Below are 13,950 nucleotides of genomic sequence, written 5' to 3' on the forward strand. Positions count from 1 at the left end.
CGAAAACGAGAGCCGGGCCGCTTCTGTCTGCAAGAATGCAGCCAGCGTGGCTCAGCCTTTGCGCGACGCACCCTGCATGGCCAGTTTGATCAGCGGGATCAAACCGGCGCCCAACCGTACCAGGCGCGTCAGGCTGGCGAGACTGCCACCCTTGGCGCCCTTGCCGGTGAAGAAGCCCAGCAGCGTCACCGCCGCCACGCCCCACAGCGGCGCATGCTTGATGCCCAGGCTGTCCTGCCAGTTCTGGCCCATGTTGCGCACCTTGGCCAGTGGTGCCACCAGTTGCTGCGACTCATGGCGGATTTCCTGGCGGTGCATTTCCATGCGCAGGCGGATCAGCGCCTTGCGCATTTCCCGGCGCGAAGTGGTGTGCGGGATTTCAGTCAGGCTCATGGCAGCAGGCGCTCCCGGTCGTTGGCCAGCTCTTCGAGGGTGGCGTGGAACGGTGTGGACTCATCGAACACCGCCGCTTTCAGGCGTAACCCGCAGAAGGCGGCGGCCAGGCTGTAGAACACGCAGAGGCAGATGATCCCGGTGAGACGATAGCCGGTGTCCCAGACCAGGATCATCACCAGGGTCGACAACCCCACCAACAGCAGCAGGGCAAACACCAACGCCAGCCCGGCAAACAGCAACAGGCTGACGGTGCGCGCCTTCTGCTCCTGTAATTCGATGCCGAACAGTTCGACGTGGCTGTGCAGCAAACCCAACACGGCCGCGCCCAGGCGCTTTGAAGTAGAGCTCGTGGACGAGCCGGTTTCGCCGTTAGACATGATTAGCGCCTTGTAGCCAGCAGGCCGATCAGGAAACCCACGCCGGCGGCAATGCCGACCGACTGCCAAGGATTGGCCTGCACATAATCTTCAGTGGCGGTGACGGCCGCCTGGCCGCGTTCGCGCAGGGACTCTTCGGTCTGGTGCAAGGTTTCACGGGCCTTGAGCAGGCTCTCGTGGATCTTGCTGCGCAGCTCGTCGGCTTGGTCACCAGCCAGGATCTTGGTGTCGTCCAGCAGCTTTTCGGTGTCGCTGACCAGGGTTTGAAAATCCGCCAGCAGTATTTCTTGAGCAGTCTTTGCCGTTTTTCTGGCCATGGTTATCTCCGTGATGGGCTGAATCTGTGCGTTGTGGTTTCGAGTCACCGGCATCGGTGAAGGTTCAGTGCAATTGTCTGGTACAGCTTTTGCTTTGCCTTGGTGCGCAGGCCACGTGGCTTGCGCTGAATCCGGGCGGTCGGGCAGGAAGCCTTCAAAAACCTTACCCTAAATAACTGAAACTCGCGGAAAAACCCTGTCGGCAACAGCCTGTTGTGGTGATCGCTGCGCTAAAGCGGTTCACGCCCTCTGAAGAGGGGTGGAGCCGGTGGTGCCAATTTAGTGCGCGAGACCCTGGCTTGAACCGCTTTGGTGCTTTTTGCCTTTAATGCAGGCCTGCCAACCTCCATGGAAAATTTGCAAAGTGCGGTGGACACCCTCGTCCACAGTTCCAACACCCTGTTTATCCTGATCGGCGCCGTCATGGTATTGGCCATGCACGCCGGCTTCGCGTTCCTCGAAGTCGGCACGGTGCGCCAGAAGAACCAGGTCAACGCGCTGTCGAAAATCCTCAGCGACTTCGCCATCTCCACGCTGGCCTATTTCTTTATAGGCTATTGGATCTCCTACGGCGTGAGTTTCCTGCAACCGGCGGCGGTGATCAGCGCCGATCATGGCTATGGCCTGGTGAAGTTCTTCTTCCTGCTGACGTTCGCAGCGGCGATCCCGGCGATTATTTCCGGAGGTATCGCCGAGCGTGCACGTTTTGTTCCGCAGCTGTGCGCCACGGCGCTGATCGTGGCGTTTATCTACCCGTTTTTCGAAGGCATGGTGTGGAACGGCAACCTCGGCCTGCAAGCCTGGCTGCTGGCGACCTTTGGTGCCAGTTTCCATGACTTCGCCGGTTCCGTGGTGGTGCACGCCATGGGTGGCTGGCTGGCGCTGGCGGCGGTATTGCTGCTCGGCCCGCGCAACGGGCGCTATCGCGAGGGACGGCTGGTGGCGTTTGCACCGTCGAGCATTCCCTTCCTGGCGTTGGGGTCGTGGATTCTGATTGTCGGCTGGTTCGGCTTCAACGTAATGAGCGCGCAGACCCTGAACGGCGTCAGCGGCCTGGTGGCGGTCAATTCGCTGATGGCCATGGTCGGCGGCACCGTGGCCGCACTGATCATCGGGCGCAATGACCCAGGCTTCCTGCACAACGGCCCCTTGGCCGGGCTGGTGGCGATCTGTGCCGGTTCCGACCTGATGCACCCGGTGGGCGCGCTGGTCACCGGCGTGGTTGCCGGTGGCCTGTTTGTGTGGTGCTTTATCGCCGCTCAGGACCGTTGGAAGATCGACGACGTGCTCGGCGTGTGGCCACTGCATGGCCTGTGCGGCGTATGGGGCGGCATCGCCTGCGGCATCTTTGGCCAGACCGCGCTGGGTGGCTTGGGCGGCGTCAGCCTGATCAGCCAGTTGATCGGCACCGCCCTGGGTGTGGTCGTGGCGTTGGGCGGCGGCCTGTTGGTGTACGGCGTGATCAAGCGCGCCTACGGCCTGCGCCTGAGCCAGGAAGAGGAGTATTACGGTGCGGACCTGTCGATTCACAAGATCGGCGCGGTCAGTCAGGATTGAGCGGCTCGTCGGCCGCTTGATAAAAACCGTGCAGCAGGCGATAGCGGTTATGCCGCACTTCGTCGACCCGCGCCTGCACCTGTTGGTCTGGCAGGCCCAGCAGGATCAAGGCGTGGGAGGCGAGCATCAGGCTCGACTCCAATAGCTCAGGCACCACTTCACTGGCGCCTGCAGCTTTCAATTCGGCCAACTGGCTGTCATCGCGGGTGCGCACCAGGATCGGCACTTCGCGGTTGATTCGCCGCGCTTCTTTCAACACCACCAGGGCGACATCGGTGTTGTCCACGGCAATCACCACCAACCGCGCGCGCTCCAGGCCGACTGCGCTGAGTAATGCGCCCCGTCGGCAATCGCCGTAATGCACGCTGCTGTCTTCGGTGGCGGCTTCCTGCACCCGTTCCGGGTCGTCATCCAGGGCGATAAACGCCTGTTGTTCATTGCGTAGAAAACGTCCGATGGATTGCCCGACGCGGCCATACCCACAAATCACCGCATGCCCGCGCAGTTCGGCGTTGAGTGCGGTGATGTGTTCCAGTTGCACCTGCTGGTTGGGCTTGCGGTGCAGACGCAGGGCAATGGCTGGAGCGGCGCGCAACAGCAGGGGCGTGAGCAACATCGAACAGAACGTCGCAGCGAGCAACAGGCCGTTGAACTCGTCCGGAATCAGCCGGCTCTGTTGCATCTGCGCCATCAAGGCAAAACAGAACTCGCCGCCCTGGGCCAGGGCCAGGCCGCTGCGCCAGGCGGTCTCGCTGTCGCTGCCGCGCCACTTGACCAGCGCAGCTACCACGCAGCCTTTGACCAGCATCAGCGTGAGCGTCAGGCCCAGGATCAACAGGCTGTGGCTGACGAACAGTTGCAGGTCGATCAGCATGCCGATGCTGACGAAAAACAGCCCCAGCAGGATGTCGCGAAACGGGCGGATGTCGGCTTCGATCTGGTGCCGGTAATGGCTTTCCCCAAGCAGCATGCCGGCCAGGAACGCGCCGAGGGCCGGGGACAGCCCCAGCAAGTGCGTCAGCCACGCCGTAAGCAGCACGATCACCAACGCCAGCAGCACAAACAGCTCCGCCGAGTGAGACGCCGCGACCTCATGAAACAGGCGCGGCAACAGCCAGCGGCTGGCCAGCAGCAAGCCGACAAACAGCACCACGGTCTTGCCCAGGGTCAGCGGCAATGCCACGTACCAGGCCTGCTCGCCGGTGCCGGCGAACACCGGCACCAGGGTCAGCAGCAACACCGCCACCACATCCTGGAACAGCAATACGCCAATCGCATTCTGGCCATGGCTGCTGAAGATTTCGCCGAGGCTGGTCAGCTCCTTGCTGACGATGGCCGTGGACGACAACGCCAGCCCGGCACCGAGCAACAACGCGATGCCCGGTGCCACGCCCAGCGTCATCAACAGGATACCCAGCAGCACCCCGCAACCCAGCACCTGCAAACTGCCCAGGCCGAACACCACATGGCGCAGGGCAAGCATTTTGGTCAAGGAAAACTCCAGGCCCAGGGAGAACAGCAGGAACACCACGCCCAGTTCGGCCAGGTCCGGCAGCTCTTCGCTGTCATTCACCCAGTCCAGGGCAGTCGGTCCCACGGCCAGGCCCACGCACAGGTAGCCGAGCACGGGCGGCAGTTGCAGCCGGCGAAACAGCGCAATCACCACCAAGGATGAGGCCAGAATGATCAGCAGGTTGGCAAACACACACATCTCCATTGCAAAAGGGCAGGCAAAAAGCCGCGAGAATCACTGAATCAGTTATAGGCCATGCTGACCTGCGTCAGGGTTTTCTGTGGCAAGGGCGCTTGCTCGCGTCGGACTGCGCAGCAGTCCCATGCCTGGGGCCGCTTCGCGGCCCAGCGGCAGCAAGCGCCCTCGCCACAGGTAACCAGCGGGCATAGAATGGTCGCCTACTTTCTGAGCAGGTCCGTTTGTCATGCTTCCTGAATGCCAGCTGTTCGGCACCCTGGGTTGCCATCTTTGTGAGAATGCCGAATCCGAAATCATGCCGCTCGTCGAACACGGGCTGATGGTTGAATTGGTCGATATCGCCGATTCCGAAGCGCTGTTTGAGAGCTACGGCCTAAGGATTCCGGTACTCCGGCGGGTCGACACCGGCGCTGAGCTGGACTGGCCGTTCGACAGCGGGCAGGTGGTCGCCTTCCTGCGCTGAGGTTTGCGCGATGGCGGGTTTCCGAATATTGAGTTACTGTATGTTTATACAGCGATTGAGTAGAGGGAACGCCCGTGGTGAATGTTGAACAACTGAAAAGCAGCGTCAATCGCATGTCCGCCGATGTCGTGCGTGACGCGGTGAACGAGCTGCGCCTCGACGGCCTGGTCACGGAAGGCAAGACGCCGTTTAACAAAGTGCATTTCAATACCTGCTTTGCCGAGATCGAGGCGTTGTTCCAGCGCGCCGGCTATCACAAGCAGTTGGATGTGGTGGGTTACCAGGGTTTGTTGTACGCGCTGTACGATCCAGGCCGCTGGGAAGCGGTGGACGTGCTGCGCTGGCTCAAGGAATTCACCGAGGCCGCCAGTGCCTCGCCGGTTCTGCGGGCGCAATTGGCCAAGGCCTGAGCCATGCGGGATAATGCCCGCCGGTTTTCTCAAGCTTCGAGCATCTGCATGTCCACTTCCGGTTTTATCGCGTCCGAGCACCAAGCCAGCACCCTGTACTTGCCGCCGGGCCCTTGGGCGACGGTGCTCGAGTGCCTGTGCGAGCACTTCCCGGCGATCGGCCGGGAACATTGGCTGGACCGCATCGCGCGCGGTCGGGTGCTGGATGTCCACGGTAGCCCGATCAGCCAGGGCCTGGCCTACAAGGAAGGCCTGTGCATCTACTACTTTCGCGAAGTGCCGAACGAAAAGGTGATCCCGGTCGAGGAGAGCATCCTCTACGCCGATGAACACTTGGTGGTCGCCGACAAACCGCACTTCCTGCCTGTGACGCCGGCCGGTGAGTATGTCGAGCAAACCCTGCTGCGCCGCCTGATCCGCCGCTTGGACAATCCGTCGCTGGTGCCCCTGCATCGCATTGACCGGCACACCGCGGGGCTGGTGCTGTTTTCGGCCAACCCGGCCAGTCGTGCGGCGTATCAACAGCTGTTTCCCACGCGCCAGATCGACAAGTTCTACGAAGCCATCGCCCCTGCCTTGCCCGACCTGACCTTCCCCCTGGTGCATAAAAGCCGCCTGGTGGATGGCGAGCCGTTCTTCCGCATGCAGGAAGGCGCAGGTGTGAGCAACACCGAAACGGCGGTTGAAGTGCGCGAGAAACACGGCGATCTGTGGCGCTACGGCCTGTTCCCGGTGACCGGCAAGAAGCACCAGTTGCGCGTGCACATGACTGCGCTCGGCGCGAGTATCTGTAACGACCCGTTCTACCCTGACGTGATCAAGGATGCCGTGGACGACTACGCCAACCCCCTCAAGCTGCTGGCCCAGGGTGTCCGGTTCATCGACCCTGTGACCGGCGAAGAACGCAGCTTCCGTAGCCGCATCACCCTCGACTGGTAACCCGCAAGAACGACAAGGCCCGCACGCGGCGGGCCTTGGTGGCAAACGCTAAGACTTACAGGTCTTTAACGGTGCGGACCTGATCCTTGTTGATGCGGGTCTGCTTGCCGTCCAGTTGTTCGAACTCGTAGAAGCCCGAATCCTTATCGAATTTAGGGGTGTCGACGGCCTGGATTTCGCGACCGTCATTCAGGGTGATCACTGTTGGCGAAGCGCAACCGGCGAGGGTGGCGAGGCCCAGTGCAAGCATGAGAGCGGCGATGGTCCGTTGAGTCATGGTGTTGTCTCCGAGAGAATTCTTTTGAAATACTGACCTTGTGACGCGCGCGGCGTCGACAAAGTTCCTGATGCGAGGCTCATTCTGACACGCCGGGGCTGGGGAGTAACAGCTCGGGGGTATTCAGGTTGGCCAGGCGCGGATCATCCGCCGGGCATTCCAGGCCCACCGCGCCGAGTTTCATGAAGATCTGTCGCGGGCTGCGTTCACCGGCGTGCCAGGCGGCCTCGACCGCGTCGTGCAGGGCGGTGGGCAGGATGCAGATCAGCGGTTCCCAGAATTGACCATGGCGCACCATCACAGGCACCCGCGGATTGCGTTGCGCGGTCGTACGCAGCTCGGCCAACAGTTGTGCATCGATCTGCGGTACATCGCACGGCAGGATCAGCAAATGCCCATGACGCGCGGCGACAAGACCGGCGCGGATGCCTGCGAGCGGCCCGGGGTAGTCCGGGCTGTCGTCATTGACCAGTTGGTCGGCAAACGCCGCGTATCGCTCGGGGTTGCGGTTGCACGAGATGATCAGGTCGTCCGTCAGCGGCCGGACCAAACCGTGCAGGTGCGCAATCAACGGCTGACCGCGCCATTCCAGCAGGCCCTTGTCCTGGCCGCCCATGCGCTGGCCACGGCCACCGGACAACAGCAACACCGAACAGGGCAGGGGCGATGAATCGATAGGCATGGCGGTTCCGCAGCGGCAGCAAAAGGGGGGCCTGTGATATAACACCCGCCTGTTTCTTCGACAACCGGACCGTGCCATGACCGCCAAGGCAGATGCGCCCTTCGTACCCCTGAACATCGCTGTATTGACCGTCAGCGACACCCGCACCCTGGACACCGACACCTCGGGCCAGGTCTTCGTCGACCGCCTCACCGCCGCGGGCCACAACCTGGCCGAGCGTGTGCTGCTCAAGGATGATCTCTACAAGATCCGCGCCCAGGTCGCCCACTGGATCGCCGAAGACGTGGTGCAGGTCGTGCTGATCACCGGCGGCACCGGCTTCACCGGCCGCGACAGCACCCCGGAAGCCGTGAGCTGCCTGCTGGACAAACAGGTCGACGGCTTTGGCGAACTGTTCCGCCAGATCTCCGTGGCCGACATCGGCACCTCCACCGTGCAATCGCGCGCCCTGGCCGGCCTGGCCAACGGCACCCTGGTGTGCTGCCTGCCGGGTTCGACCAATGCGGTGCGCACCGGCTGGGATGGCATCCTCGCCGAGCAACTGGACAACCGTCACCGCCCATGCAATTTCGTACCGCACTTGAAGCAGGCCGAGCCCTGTGAATCCCGTGGGTAAGCCCGGCAAGAGCGGTGCGCTGATGCCGGTGGAAGACGCCTTGGCGCAACTGCTGGCGATGGCCGAGGCCGCGCCGATCCGCGATTTGCAAACGTTGCCCCTGGCCGATTGCGATGGCCGTGTCTTGGCGCAAGACCTGATCGCCACCCTCGACCTGCCGCCTTGGCCGAACAGCGCCATGGACGGTTACGCCCTGCGCCTGGCCGACTGGAACGGCGAGCCGTTGGTGGTCAGCCAGCGCATCTTCGCCGGGCAGGCGCCGCAGCCATTGGCCGCCGGCACCTGCGCGCGGATCTTCACCGGTGCACCGGTGCCGGAAGGCGCGGATTGCGTGGAGATGCAGGAGAACGCCGTGGTCCACGCCGACGCGCGCGTGAGCTTCACGCAGCCGCTGCATACCGACCAGAACATCCGCCCCCAGGGCCAGGAAACCACGGTCGGCGAGTTGGTCTTGAGCGCCGGCACGCGCCTGGGGCCGATCGAACTGGGGCTTGCCGCGTCACTCGGGCGTGATCGTCTCGAGGTGGTGCGCCGCCCGCGTGTAGCCGTGCTGTCCACGGGGGATGAGCTGATCGAGCCCGGCCTGCCGCTGGGCCCCGGGCAGATCTACAACAGCAACCGCCGCGTGCTGTGTTCGTGGCTTGAGCGCATGGGCTGCGAGGTGATCGACGCCGGCATTCTGCCCGACGATCTGGAGCAGACCCGCTCGCGCCTGGCGGGCCTGGGCAGCGTTGATCTGATCCTGTCGACGGGCGGTGTGTCGGTCGGCGAGGCGGATTTCCTCGGCATTGCCCTGCGGGAAGAGGGCGAGCTGGCGCTGTGGAAGCTCGCGATCAAACCAGGCAAGCCGCTGACCTTCGGGCACTTCCGTGGCGTGCCGGTGATTGGCCTGCCGGGCAACCCGGCCTCGACCCTGGTGACGTTTGCGTTGCTGGCGAGGCCCTACCTGCTGCGCCGCCAAGGGGTGGCGGACGTGGAGCCATTGCGTTTCGAAGTGCCAGTGGGGTTCACGTGGCCCAAACCGGGCAACCGCCGCGAGTACCTGCGCGGGCGCATCGAGCAGGGCAAGGCGATCATCTACCGCAACCAGAGCTCCGGCGTGCTGCGCAGCGCGGCGTGGGCCGAGGGGTTGGTGGAGGTGTTGGAAGGGACGATGTTGGCGGAGGGGGATGTGGTCAACTTCATTCCCCTGAGCGAAGTCTTGAACTGAACACAAATCCCCTGTGGGAGCGGGCTTGCTCGCGAATGCGGTGGGTCAGTTGATACATCTGTTAGCTGATACACCGCATTCGCGAGCAAGCCCGCTCCCACATTTGGATTGATGTATGTCTGGAAGTGCTCAGTAGTCGTCGCCACGCTCTGTGATGTCCCGCTCCACCGGCCCCGCATCCGGGTCATATCCCACCGGGAACTTGCCCTTCAACGTCCAGGCAAACGCAATGATCTCCGCCACCGTGCGGTACAACTCCTCCGGAATGCTATCCCCCAGCTCCATGCGTGCCAGCAGCTTCACCAGCTCGGCATTTTCATAGATCGGTACTTCATTCTCCCGCGCCAGCTTGAGGATCGCCTCGGCCAGCGCATCGTCACCCTTGGCGGTCAGGGTCGGTGCTTGCTGGCCGTCGTACTTGAGGGCAATCGCCTGGCGCGGCGGGTTGGCGTTGTTCATGCGGTTTCATCCACCCAGCGTTGCTCCAGTCCGGTTTTCGGCCCGCGTGGCGGGGTGCCGAGGTGGCAGTCGAGGTCGCCGACGTTAAGGCCCGAGGTGACCAGGCGTTCGCGCAAGTGGCCCAGGTGGCTTTCGATCAAGCTGGCGGTGAACGGCCGGGTCGCCCAGAGCTGGCTGGACAGTTTGCCCTGGCTCAGTTGCGCCTGGACCTGCAACGGTCCCAGTGGCTCCATGTCGAACGCCAGGTCCACGCGCCAGAGCATCTGCCTGGGGTCTTTGCGTTCTTTGCGTTCGGGCTGGTCTTTGTCCGGCGCCGGTTCTTCACGCTGGAACTTGACCTGCAAGGGCACGATGTCCTGCAAGGTGCGCATGGGGATTTCCAACTGCCAGGTGGTTTGCAGGCGACCATCGGCGGTGGTGCCGGTTTGCTCCAGGCTCGACAGCTGGTGGCTTTGCAGGCGTGAGATGGCGCCGGCGGCCAGGCGCAGCAGGTTTTCCAGGTCGCCTTCGCCTTCCAGTTTCGCCATCAGCCGTTCGGGCAGCGGGAAACCGGCGGGAGCCTGGCGGGCGCTGAGCTGGCCGAGGGTGTTCAGCGGGCTGCGTACAAAGTTGGGCAGTACCTGGGCCAGGGTATTGGCGGCGAGGATGGCATTGAGGTTGGTGCTGGCGGGCAGGGCCGGTAGCAGCTCGGCCACCAGGCGCAGCAGGGCGCCTTTCATGTCCAGCGGTGGAACCCCTGGGTTCTGCCCAGCGAGCAGTTTGGCTTCAAGAAAGGCGCCGCTGTTCTGGATCACCTGGGCCAGCACTTTCGGATTGCTGACTTGCGCCAAATCGGGCAAAGCAGCCAACAAACGCTCGGCCGCCGCGCGCAGTTCAGTGGAGGTGCTGTCACTGCGCGGCAGGTTCTGCAACGCAGTGAACACGGCATCCAGTGAGCCTTGGCGGCTATGTTGAGTCGCCAACTGCTGGGTGACGGCCAGTTGGTCCTTCAAGCCACTCAGCGGCACGAAATTCAGGGTTTGCGCGTTCTGCACCACGGCGCTGAGCAAGCTGCCGACGCGCAGCGGCTGGGGGCTTTCCAACGTCAATGTAGCGCCGGCAAGGGTGTTGTTGAGCACCGTCACCAGCGAACGGTAGATCGCCGGTTGCGCTGCGCCCTGGGGCAGCATCTGGGTGGTCAGCACCTTGGCTTGCAGCAGCGTGCCGACCGGCAACTGCGTGGTGTCGATGCGGGTGAGGGCGGCGACGTTGGCGCTCAGGGCCTGCTGCAAGCTGATGGTCAGGTTGCCCGCCGGGGTCTGGCTGACCGCCACATTGCTGCCCAACGGCAAGGGTTGCGCGCTGCTGGCTTGCACCAGGGTCTGGCGGCCGCCGTCGAGGGTCAGCTTGAGCAGCAACTGAAAGGCTTCACCGCCTTGTTTCAGGGCGATGACTTCGGCGTTGGCGGTTTTTCCCGGGGAAATCAGCCCGGTCTGCGGTTCCAGCAACTTGAGCAGTTCACCGGTCGCGGGCAGCGGGGCGGGCCCGCCTGTCGAGGCGGGTGGAAGCACAGGAAGGTTGATTTCGCCGGTCATCGTCTACGCCGTCTTGAAGGAAATTGCCCTCTTGAGAGTAGGGCATCGCATGTATAATGCCGCCGGTCTGCAAAGAGAGCGCTAAAAACCTCACAACTATTTGATCCAGCTCTCTAAAATCGGTCGCCAAAGCCGTTATTGTGCATTTCTCTTTAACGGCCGCTGCACCGCCGACTTGAACCGTAAAGGCCCGCGATCTTTTGACCAGCCCTCTTCTTGAAGCCGTAGCGCTTTCCTGTGAACGCGACCTGCGCCTGTTGTTCGAGCACCTCGACCTGCGGCTGACGGGCGGCGACATGGTGCAGATCAGCGGCCCCAACGGCAGCGGCAAGACCAGTCTGCTGCGGCTGCTGGCCGGGTTGATGCAACCGACGGCGGGTGAAATCCGCCTCAACGGCAAGCCCCTGAACGCGCAACGTACTGAACTGGCCCGCAACCTTATCTGGATCGGCCACGCCGCCGGGATCAAGGACGTGCTCACCGCCGAAGAAAACCTCAGTTGGCTCAGCGCCCTGCATCATCCCGCCTCCCGTGACGCCATCTGGCAGGCCCTCGCCGCCGTCGGCCTCAAGGGCTTCGAAGACGTACCCTGTCACACCCTGTCCGCTGGCCAGCAGCGCCGCGTGGCCCTCGCGCGTTTGTACCTGCCGGGCCCGCCGCTGTGGATTCTCGACGAACCCTTCACCGCCCTCGACAAACAAGGCGTCGCCCAGTTGGAAGAGCACTTGGCCCAACACTGCGAGCAGGGCGGGCTGGTGGTGCTCACCACCCACCACACCCTCGCGCGCATGCCCGCCGGTTACCGTGACCTGGACCTGGGCCGGTGGTCGCTATGAGTGTGTTTGCCCTGTTGGTCGCCCGCGAAGCCCGGTTGTTATGCCGGCGCCCGGCCGAGTTGGCCAACCCACTGGTGTTCTTCGCGATTGTCATCGCACTCTTCCCGTTGGCGGTCGGTCCCGAGACTAAACTGTTGCAAACCTTGTCTCCGGGACTGGTGTGGGTGGCGGCGCTTTTATCGGTGCTGCTCTCGCTGGACGGGCTGTTTCGCAGTGATTTCGAAGACGGTTCCCTGGAGCAGTGGGTCCTTTCGTCGCACCCCCTGCCTCTACTGGTATTGGCCAAGGTGCTGGCACACTGGGTTTTTTCCGGCTTGGCGCTAGTCTTGCTCTCGCCGCTGCTGGCGCTGATGCTCGGTTTGCCCGTCGAATGCCTGCCGATCCTGCTGCTGAGCCTGTTGCTCGGTACGCCGGTCCTCAGTTTGCTGGGGGCGGTGGGCGCGGCGTTGACCGTGGGTTTGAAGCGCGGCGGGCTGTTGCTGGCCCTGTTGATTCTGCCGTTGTACATCCCGGTGTTGATCCTGGGCAGCGGCGCCTTGCAAGCCGCGCTCATGGGCATGCCGGCGACCGGTTACCTCTTGTGGCTTGGCAGCCTGACCGCCCTGGCGGTAACCCTGACACCTTTTGCGATAGCGGCCGGCCTGAAGATCAGCGTCGGCGAATAATGAGGTCTGGCTGATCATTAGCCAGTAAAGACCCTAAGCTGCTTGCGTCGACAAGCGGCAACCGTGATGGAAACAGCAATGAACTGGACCTGGTTTCACAAGCTTGGCTCACCCAAATGGTTCTACGGCATCAGCGGCAAGCTGCTGCCGTGGTTGAGCCTCTTCGCCGTGCTGCTGATCGGCATCGGCCTGGTCTGGGGCCTGGCCTTCGCGCCGCCGGACTATCAGCAAGGCAACAGCTTTCGCATCATCTATATCCACGTGCCGGCCGCGATGCTGGCCCAGTCCTGCTACGTGATGCTGGCGGTGTGCGGCATCGTCGGCCTGGTCTGGAAGATGAAACTCGCCGATGTCGCCCTGCAATGCGCCGCGCCCATCGGGGCGTGGATGACGGCCGTGGCGCTGGTCACCGGGGCGATCTGGGGCAAGCCGACCTGGGGTTCGTGGTGGGTGTGGGATGCGCGACTAACGTCCATGTTGATCCTGCTGTTCCTGTACTTCGGTCTGATTGCCCTGGGCAATGCGATCAGTAATCGTGACAGTGCCGCCAAGGCCTGCGCGGTGCTGGCGATTGTCGGCGTGATCAACATCCCGATCATCAAGTACTCGGTGGAGTGGTGGAACACCCTGCACCAGGGCGCCACCTTCACCCTCACCGAAAAACCGGCAATGCCCGTGGAAATGTGGGCGCCGCTGCTGTTGATGGTGCTGGGGTTCTACTGCTTTTTCGGCGCGGTGCTGCTGATGCGCATGCGCCTTGAGGTGCTCAAGCGTGAAGCCCGGGCCAGTTGGGTCAAGGCCGAAGTGCAAAGCTGCCTGGGAGCACGTGGATGAGTTTTGCTTCTTTCAGTGATTTTCTCGCCATGGGCCACCACGGCCTGTACGTCTGGACGGCCTATGGCATCTGCCTGGCGGTGCTGGCCCTCAACGTCGCCGCGCCGATCCTGGCCCGCAAGCGTTACCTGCAACAAGAGGCGCGTCGTCTGCGCCGGGAGACCGAAAAGTGAATCCGCTGCGTAGAAAACGTCTGTTGATCATCCTGGCCATCCTGGCTGGCGTGGGCATTGCCGTGGCCCTGGCCTTGAGCGCCTTGCAACAGAACATCAACCTGTTCTACACCCCGACCCAGATCGCCAATGGCGAAGCGCCGCTGGATACCCGCATCCGCGCCGGCGGCATGGTCGAGCAGGGCTCGCTGAAACGCTCCGGCGACTCCCTTGACGTGACCTTCGTGGTCACCGACTTCAGCAAGTCCGTGACCATCAGCTACCGCGGCATCCTCCCGGACCTGTTCCGCGAAGGCCAGGGCATCGTCGCCTTGGGCAAGCTCAACGCCGACGGCGTGGTGGTGGCCGATGAAGTGCTGGCCAAGCACGATGAAAAATACATGCCGCCGGAAGTGACCAAGGCCCTGAAAGACAGCGGCCAGTCCGCACCAACGCCCGCCAAGGAGGGTTGAGT

The 13,950-nt window shown here is 63.1% G+C and carries 19 protein-coding genes; 11 read left to right on the top strand and 8 right to left on the bottom strand.

What is annotated here, in order from left to right; genetic code table 11:
• Positions 1–51: 51 nt before the first annotated feature.
• The 3 genes from LIY36_RS08535 to LIY36_RS08545 are packed head-to-tail and all read right to left on the bottom strand — an operon-like array spanning position 52 to position 1,090.
• The gene (locus tag LIY36_RS08535; RefSeq protein ID WP_192298770.1) at positions 52–393 is read right to left on the bottom strand and encodes a hypothetical protein; all 342 of its coding nucleotides are present in this window, start codon (positions 391–393) and stop codon (positions 52–54) included.
• On the bottom strand, positions 390–773 hold the full coding sequence (locus tag LIY36_RS08540) for a phage holin family protein (protein ID WP_192298771.1): 384 nt from the start codon (positions 771–773) through the stop codon (positions 390–392). The genes LIY36_RS08535 and LIY36_RS08540 overlap by 4 nt, the downstream gene beginning before the upstream one ends.
• Positions 774–775: 2 nt before the next feature.
• Positions 776–1,090 (bottom strand): DUF883 family protein, encoded by a 315-nt coding sequence (locus LIY36_RS08545; protein WP_192298772.1) that lies wholly within the window; start codon positions 1,088–1,090, stop codon positions 776–778.
• A 348-nt stretch (positions 1,091–1,438) separates the two neighbouring features.
• Here LIY36_RS08545 and LIY36_RS08550 point away from each other — a divergent pair, with 348 nt between their 5' ends.
• Positions 1,439–2,647 (top strand): ammonium transporter, encoded by a 1,209-nt coding sequence (locus LIY36_RS08550; protein WP_226455411.1) that lies wholly within the window; start codon positions 1,439–1,441, stop codon positions 2,645–2,647.
• Here the strand turns inward: LIY36_RS08550 and LIY36_RS08555 are convergent.
• On the bottom strand, positions 2,634–4,358 hold the full coding sequence (locus LIY36_RS08555; RefSeq protein ID WP_226455412.1) for a cation:proton antiporter: 1,725 nt from the start codon (positions 4,356–4,358) through the stop codon (positions 2,634–2,636). The two genes, LIY36_RS08550 and LIY36_RS08555, sit on opposite strands and share 14 nt — an antisense overlap.
• Positions 4,359–4,584: 226 nt before the next feature.
• On the opposite strand from LIY36_RS08555, the gene LIY36_RS08560 reads away from it, so the two are divergent.
• From LIY36_RS08560 to LIY36_RS08570, 3 genes are all read left to right on the top strand, one after another.
• Positions 4,585–4,821 (top strand): glutaredoxin family protein, encoded by a 237-nt coding sequence (locus tag LIY36_RS08560; protein WP_192298775.1) that lies wholly within the window; start codon positions 4,585–4,587, stop codon positions 4,819–4,821.
• Positions 4,822–4,895: 74 nt separating this feature from the next.
• Positions 4,896–5,231, top strand: coding sequence for a hypothetical protein (locus tag LIY36_RS08565; RefSeq protein WP_003189932.1), 336 nt, complete (start codon positions 4,896–4,898; stop codon positions 5,229–5,231).
• Between the two features lie 48 nt (positions 5,232–5,279).
• A complete protein-coding gene (locus LIY36_RS08570) occupies positions 5,280–6,170 on the top strand; it encodes a pseudouridine synthase (RefSeq protein ID WP_226455413.1) in 891 nt (296 codons plus the stop codon).
• 55 nt (positions 6,171–6,225) lie between these two features.
• On the opposite strand, the gene LIY36_RS08575 is transcribed toward LIY36_RS08570, so the two are convergent.
• Positions 6,226–6,447, bottom strand: a complete 222-nt coding sequence (locus LIY36_RS08575) for a YgdI/YgdR family lipoprotein (RefSeq protein ID WP_016978480.1) — start codon at positions 6,445–6,447, stop codon at positions 6,226–6,228.
• Positions 6,448–6,526: 79 nt separating this feature from the next.
• Positions 6,527–7,129, bottom strand: a complete 603-nt coding sequence (gene mobA, locus LIY36_RS08580; RefSeq protein WP_226455414.1) for a molybdenum cofactor guanylyltransferase MobA — start codon at positions 7,127–7,129, stop codon at positions 6,527–6,529.
• Between the two features lie 76 nt (positions 7,130–7,205).
• On the opposite strand from mobA, the gene moaB reads away from it, so the two are divergent.
• Positions 7,206–7,745, top strand: coding sequence for a molybdenum cofactor biosynthesis protein B (gene moaB / locus LIY36_RS08585; protein ID WP_192298778.1), 540 nt, complete (start codon positions 7,206–7,208; stop codon positions 7,743–7,745).
• Positions 7,729–8,955: a molybdopterin molybdotransferase MoeA gene (locus LIY36_RS08590; RefSeq protein WP_226455415.1), complete on the top strand. Its 1,227-nt coding sequence runs from the start codon at positions 7,729–7,731 to the stop codon at positions 8,953–8,955. The genes moaB and LIY36_RS08590 overlap by 17 nt, the downstream gene beginning before the upstream one ends.
• A 129-nt stretch (positions 8,956–9,084) precedes the next feature.
• Here LIY36_RS08590 and LIY36_RS08595 read toward each other — a convergent pair whose 3' ends face one another.
• The gene (locus tag LIY36_RS08595; RefSeq protein WP_226455416.1) at positions 9,085–9,414 is read right to left on the bottom strand and encodes an EscU/YscU/HrcU family type III secretion system export apparatus switch protein; all 330 of its coding nucleotides are present in this window, start codon (positions 9,412–9,414) and stop codon (positions 9,085–9,087) included.
• Positions 9,411–10,988 carry a flagellar hook-length control protein FliK gene (gene fliK, locus LIY36_RS08600; RefSeq protein ID WP_226455417.1) on the bottom strand — a complete coding sequence of 526 codons (1,578 nt, stop codon included), beginning with the start codon at positions 10,986–10,988 and terminating at the stop codon, positions 9,411–9,413. Before fliK ends, LIY36_RS08595 begins: the two co-directional genes overlap by 4 nt.
• 200 nt (positions 10,989–11,188) lie before the next feature.
• On the opposite strand from fliK, the gene ccmA reads away from it, so the two are divergent.
• From ccmA to ccmE, 5 genes are all read left to right on the top strand, one after another.
• Positions 11,189–11,824, top strand: coding sequence for a cytochrome c biogenesis heme-transporting ATPase CcmA (gene ccmA / locus LIY36_RS08605; protein ID WP_192298783.1), 636 nt, complete (start codon positions 11,189–11,191; stop codon positions 11,822–11,824).
• Positions 11,821–12,489 carry a heme exporter protein CcmB gene (gene ccmB, locus LIY36_RS08610; RefSeq protein ID WP_192298784.1) on the top strand — a complete coding sequence of 223 codons (669 nt, stop codon included), beginning with the start codon at positions 11,821–11,823 and terminating at the stop codon, positions 12,487–12,489. The genes ccmA and ccmB overlap by 4 nt, the downstream gene beginning before the upstream one ends.
• Before the next feature lie 78 nt (positions 12,490–12,567).
• Entirely contained in the window at positions 12,568–13,323 is a 756-nt protein-coding gene (locus LIY36_RS08615) for a heme ABC transporter permease (RefSeq protein WP_192298785.1), read from the top strand.
• Positions 13,320–13,496, top strand: a complete 177-nt coding sequence (gene ccmD / locus LIY36_RS08620; RefSeq protein WP_003172771.1) for a heme exporter protein CcmD — start codon at positions 13,320–13,322, stop codon at positions 13,494–13,496. Before LIY36_RS08615 ends, ccmD begins: the two co-directional genes overlap by 4 nt.
• Entirely contained in the window at positions 13,493–13,948 is a 456-nt protein-coding gene (ccmE, locus tag LIY36_RS08625; protein ID WP_226455418.1) for a cytochrome c maturation protein CcmE, read from the top strand. Before ccmD ends, ccmE begins: the two co-directional genes overlap by 4 nt.
• Positions 13,949–13,950 lie beyond the last annotated feature (2 nt).

Source organism: Pseudomonas sp. AF03-9, from assembly GCF_020515815.1.
GTDB lineage: Bacteria > Pseudomonadota > Gammaproteobacteria > Pseudomonadales > Pseudomonadaceae > Aquipseudomonas.

What these genes read in the sequence shown, in the direction of transcription:
- moaB (WP_192298778.1), top strand. Translation starts at nt 7,206, where the DNA reads ATGACCGCCAAGGCAGATGCGCCCTTCGTACCCCTGAACATCGCTGTA.
- LIY36_RS08570 (WP_226455413.1), top strand. Translation starts at nt 5,280, where the DNA reads ATGTCCACTTCCGGTTTTATCGCGTCCGAGCACCAAGCCAGCACCCTG.
- LIY36_RS08535 (WP_192298770.1), bottom strand. Translation starts at nt 393, where the DNA reads ATGAGCCTGACTGAAATCCCGCACACCACTTCGCGCCGGGAAATGCGC.
- ccmB (WP_192298784.1), top strand. Translation starts at nt 11,821, where the DNA reads ATGAGTGTGTTTGCCCTGTTGGTCGCCCGCGAAGCCCGGTTGTTATGC.
- ccmD (WP_003172771.1), top strand. Translation starts at nt 13,320, where the DNA reads ATGAGTTTTGCTTCTTTCAGTGATTTTCTCGCCATGGGCCACCACGGC.
- LIY36_RS08595 (WP_226455416.1), bottom strand. Translation starts at nt 9,414, where the DNA reads ATGAACAACGCCAACCCGCCGCGCCAGGCGATTGCCCTCAAGTACGAC.
- mobA (WP_226455414.1), bottom strand. Translation starts at nt 7,129, where the DNA reads ATGCCTATCGATTCATCGCCCCTGCCCTGTTCGGTGTTGCTGTTGTCC.
- LIY36_RS08555 (WP_226455412.1), bottom strand. Translation starts at nt 4,358, where the DNA reads ATGTGTGTGTTTGCCAACCTGCTGATCATTCTGGCCTCATCCTTGGTG.
- LIY36_RS08560 (WP_192298775.1), top strand. Translation starts at nt 4,585, where the DNA reads ATGCTTCCTGAATGCCAGCTGTTCGGCACCCTGGGTTGCCATCTTTGT.
- LIY36_RS08615 (WP_192298785.1), top strand. Translation starts at nt 12,568, where the DNA reads ATGAACTGGACCTGGTTTCACAAGCTTGGCTCACCCAAATGGTTCTAC.
- LIY36_RS08575 (WP_016978480.1), bottom strand. Translation starts at nt 6,447, where the DNA reads ATGACTCAACGGACCATCGCCGCTCTCATGCTTGCACTGGGCCTCGCC.
- LIY36_RS08545 (WP_192298772.1), bottom strand. Translation starts at nt 1,090, where the DNA reads ATGGCCAGAAAAACGGCAAAGACTGCTCAAGAAATACTGCTGGCGGAT.
- LIY36_RS08540 (WP_192298771.1), bottom strand. Translation starts at nt 773, where the DNA reads ATGTCTAACGGCGAAACCGGCTCGTCCACGAGCTCTACTTCAAAGCGC.
- LIY36_RS08550 (WP_226455411.1), top strand. Translation starts at nt 1,439, where the DNA reads ATGGAAAATTTGCAAAGTGCGGTGGACACCCTCGTCCACAGTTCCAAC.
- fliK (WP_226455417.1), bottom strand. Translation starts at nt 10,988, where the DNA reads ATGACCGGCGAAATCAACCTTCCTGTGCTTCCACCCGCCTCGACAGGC.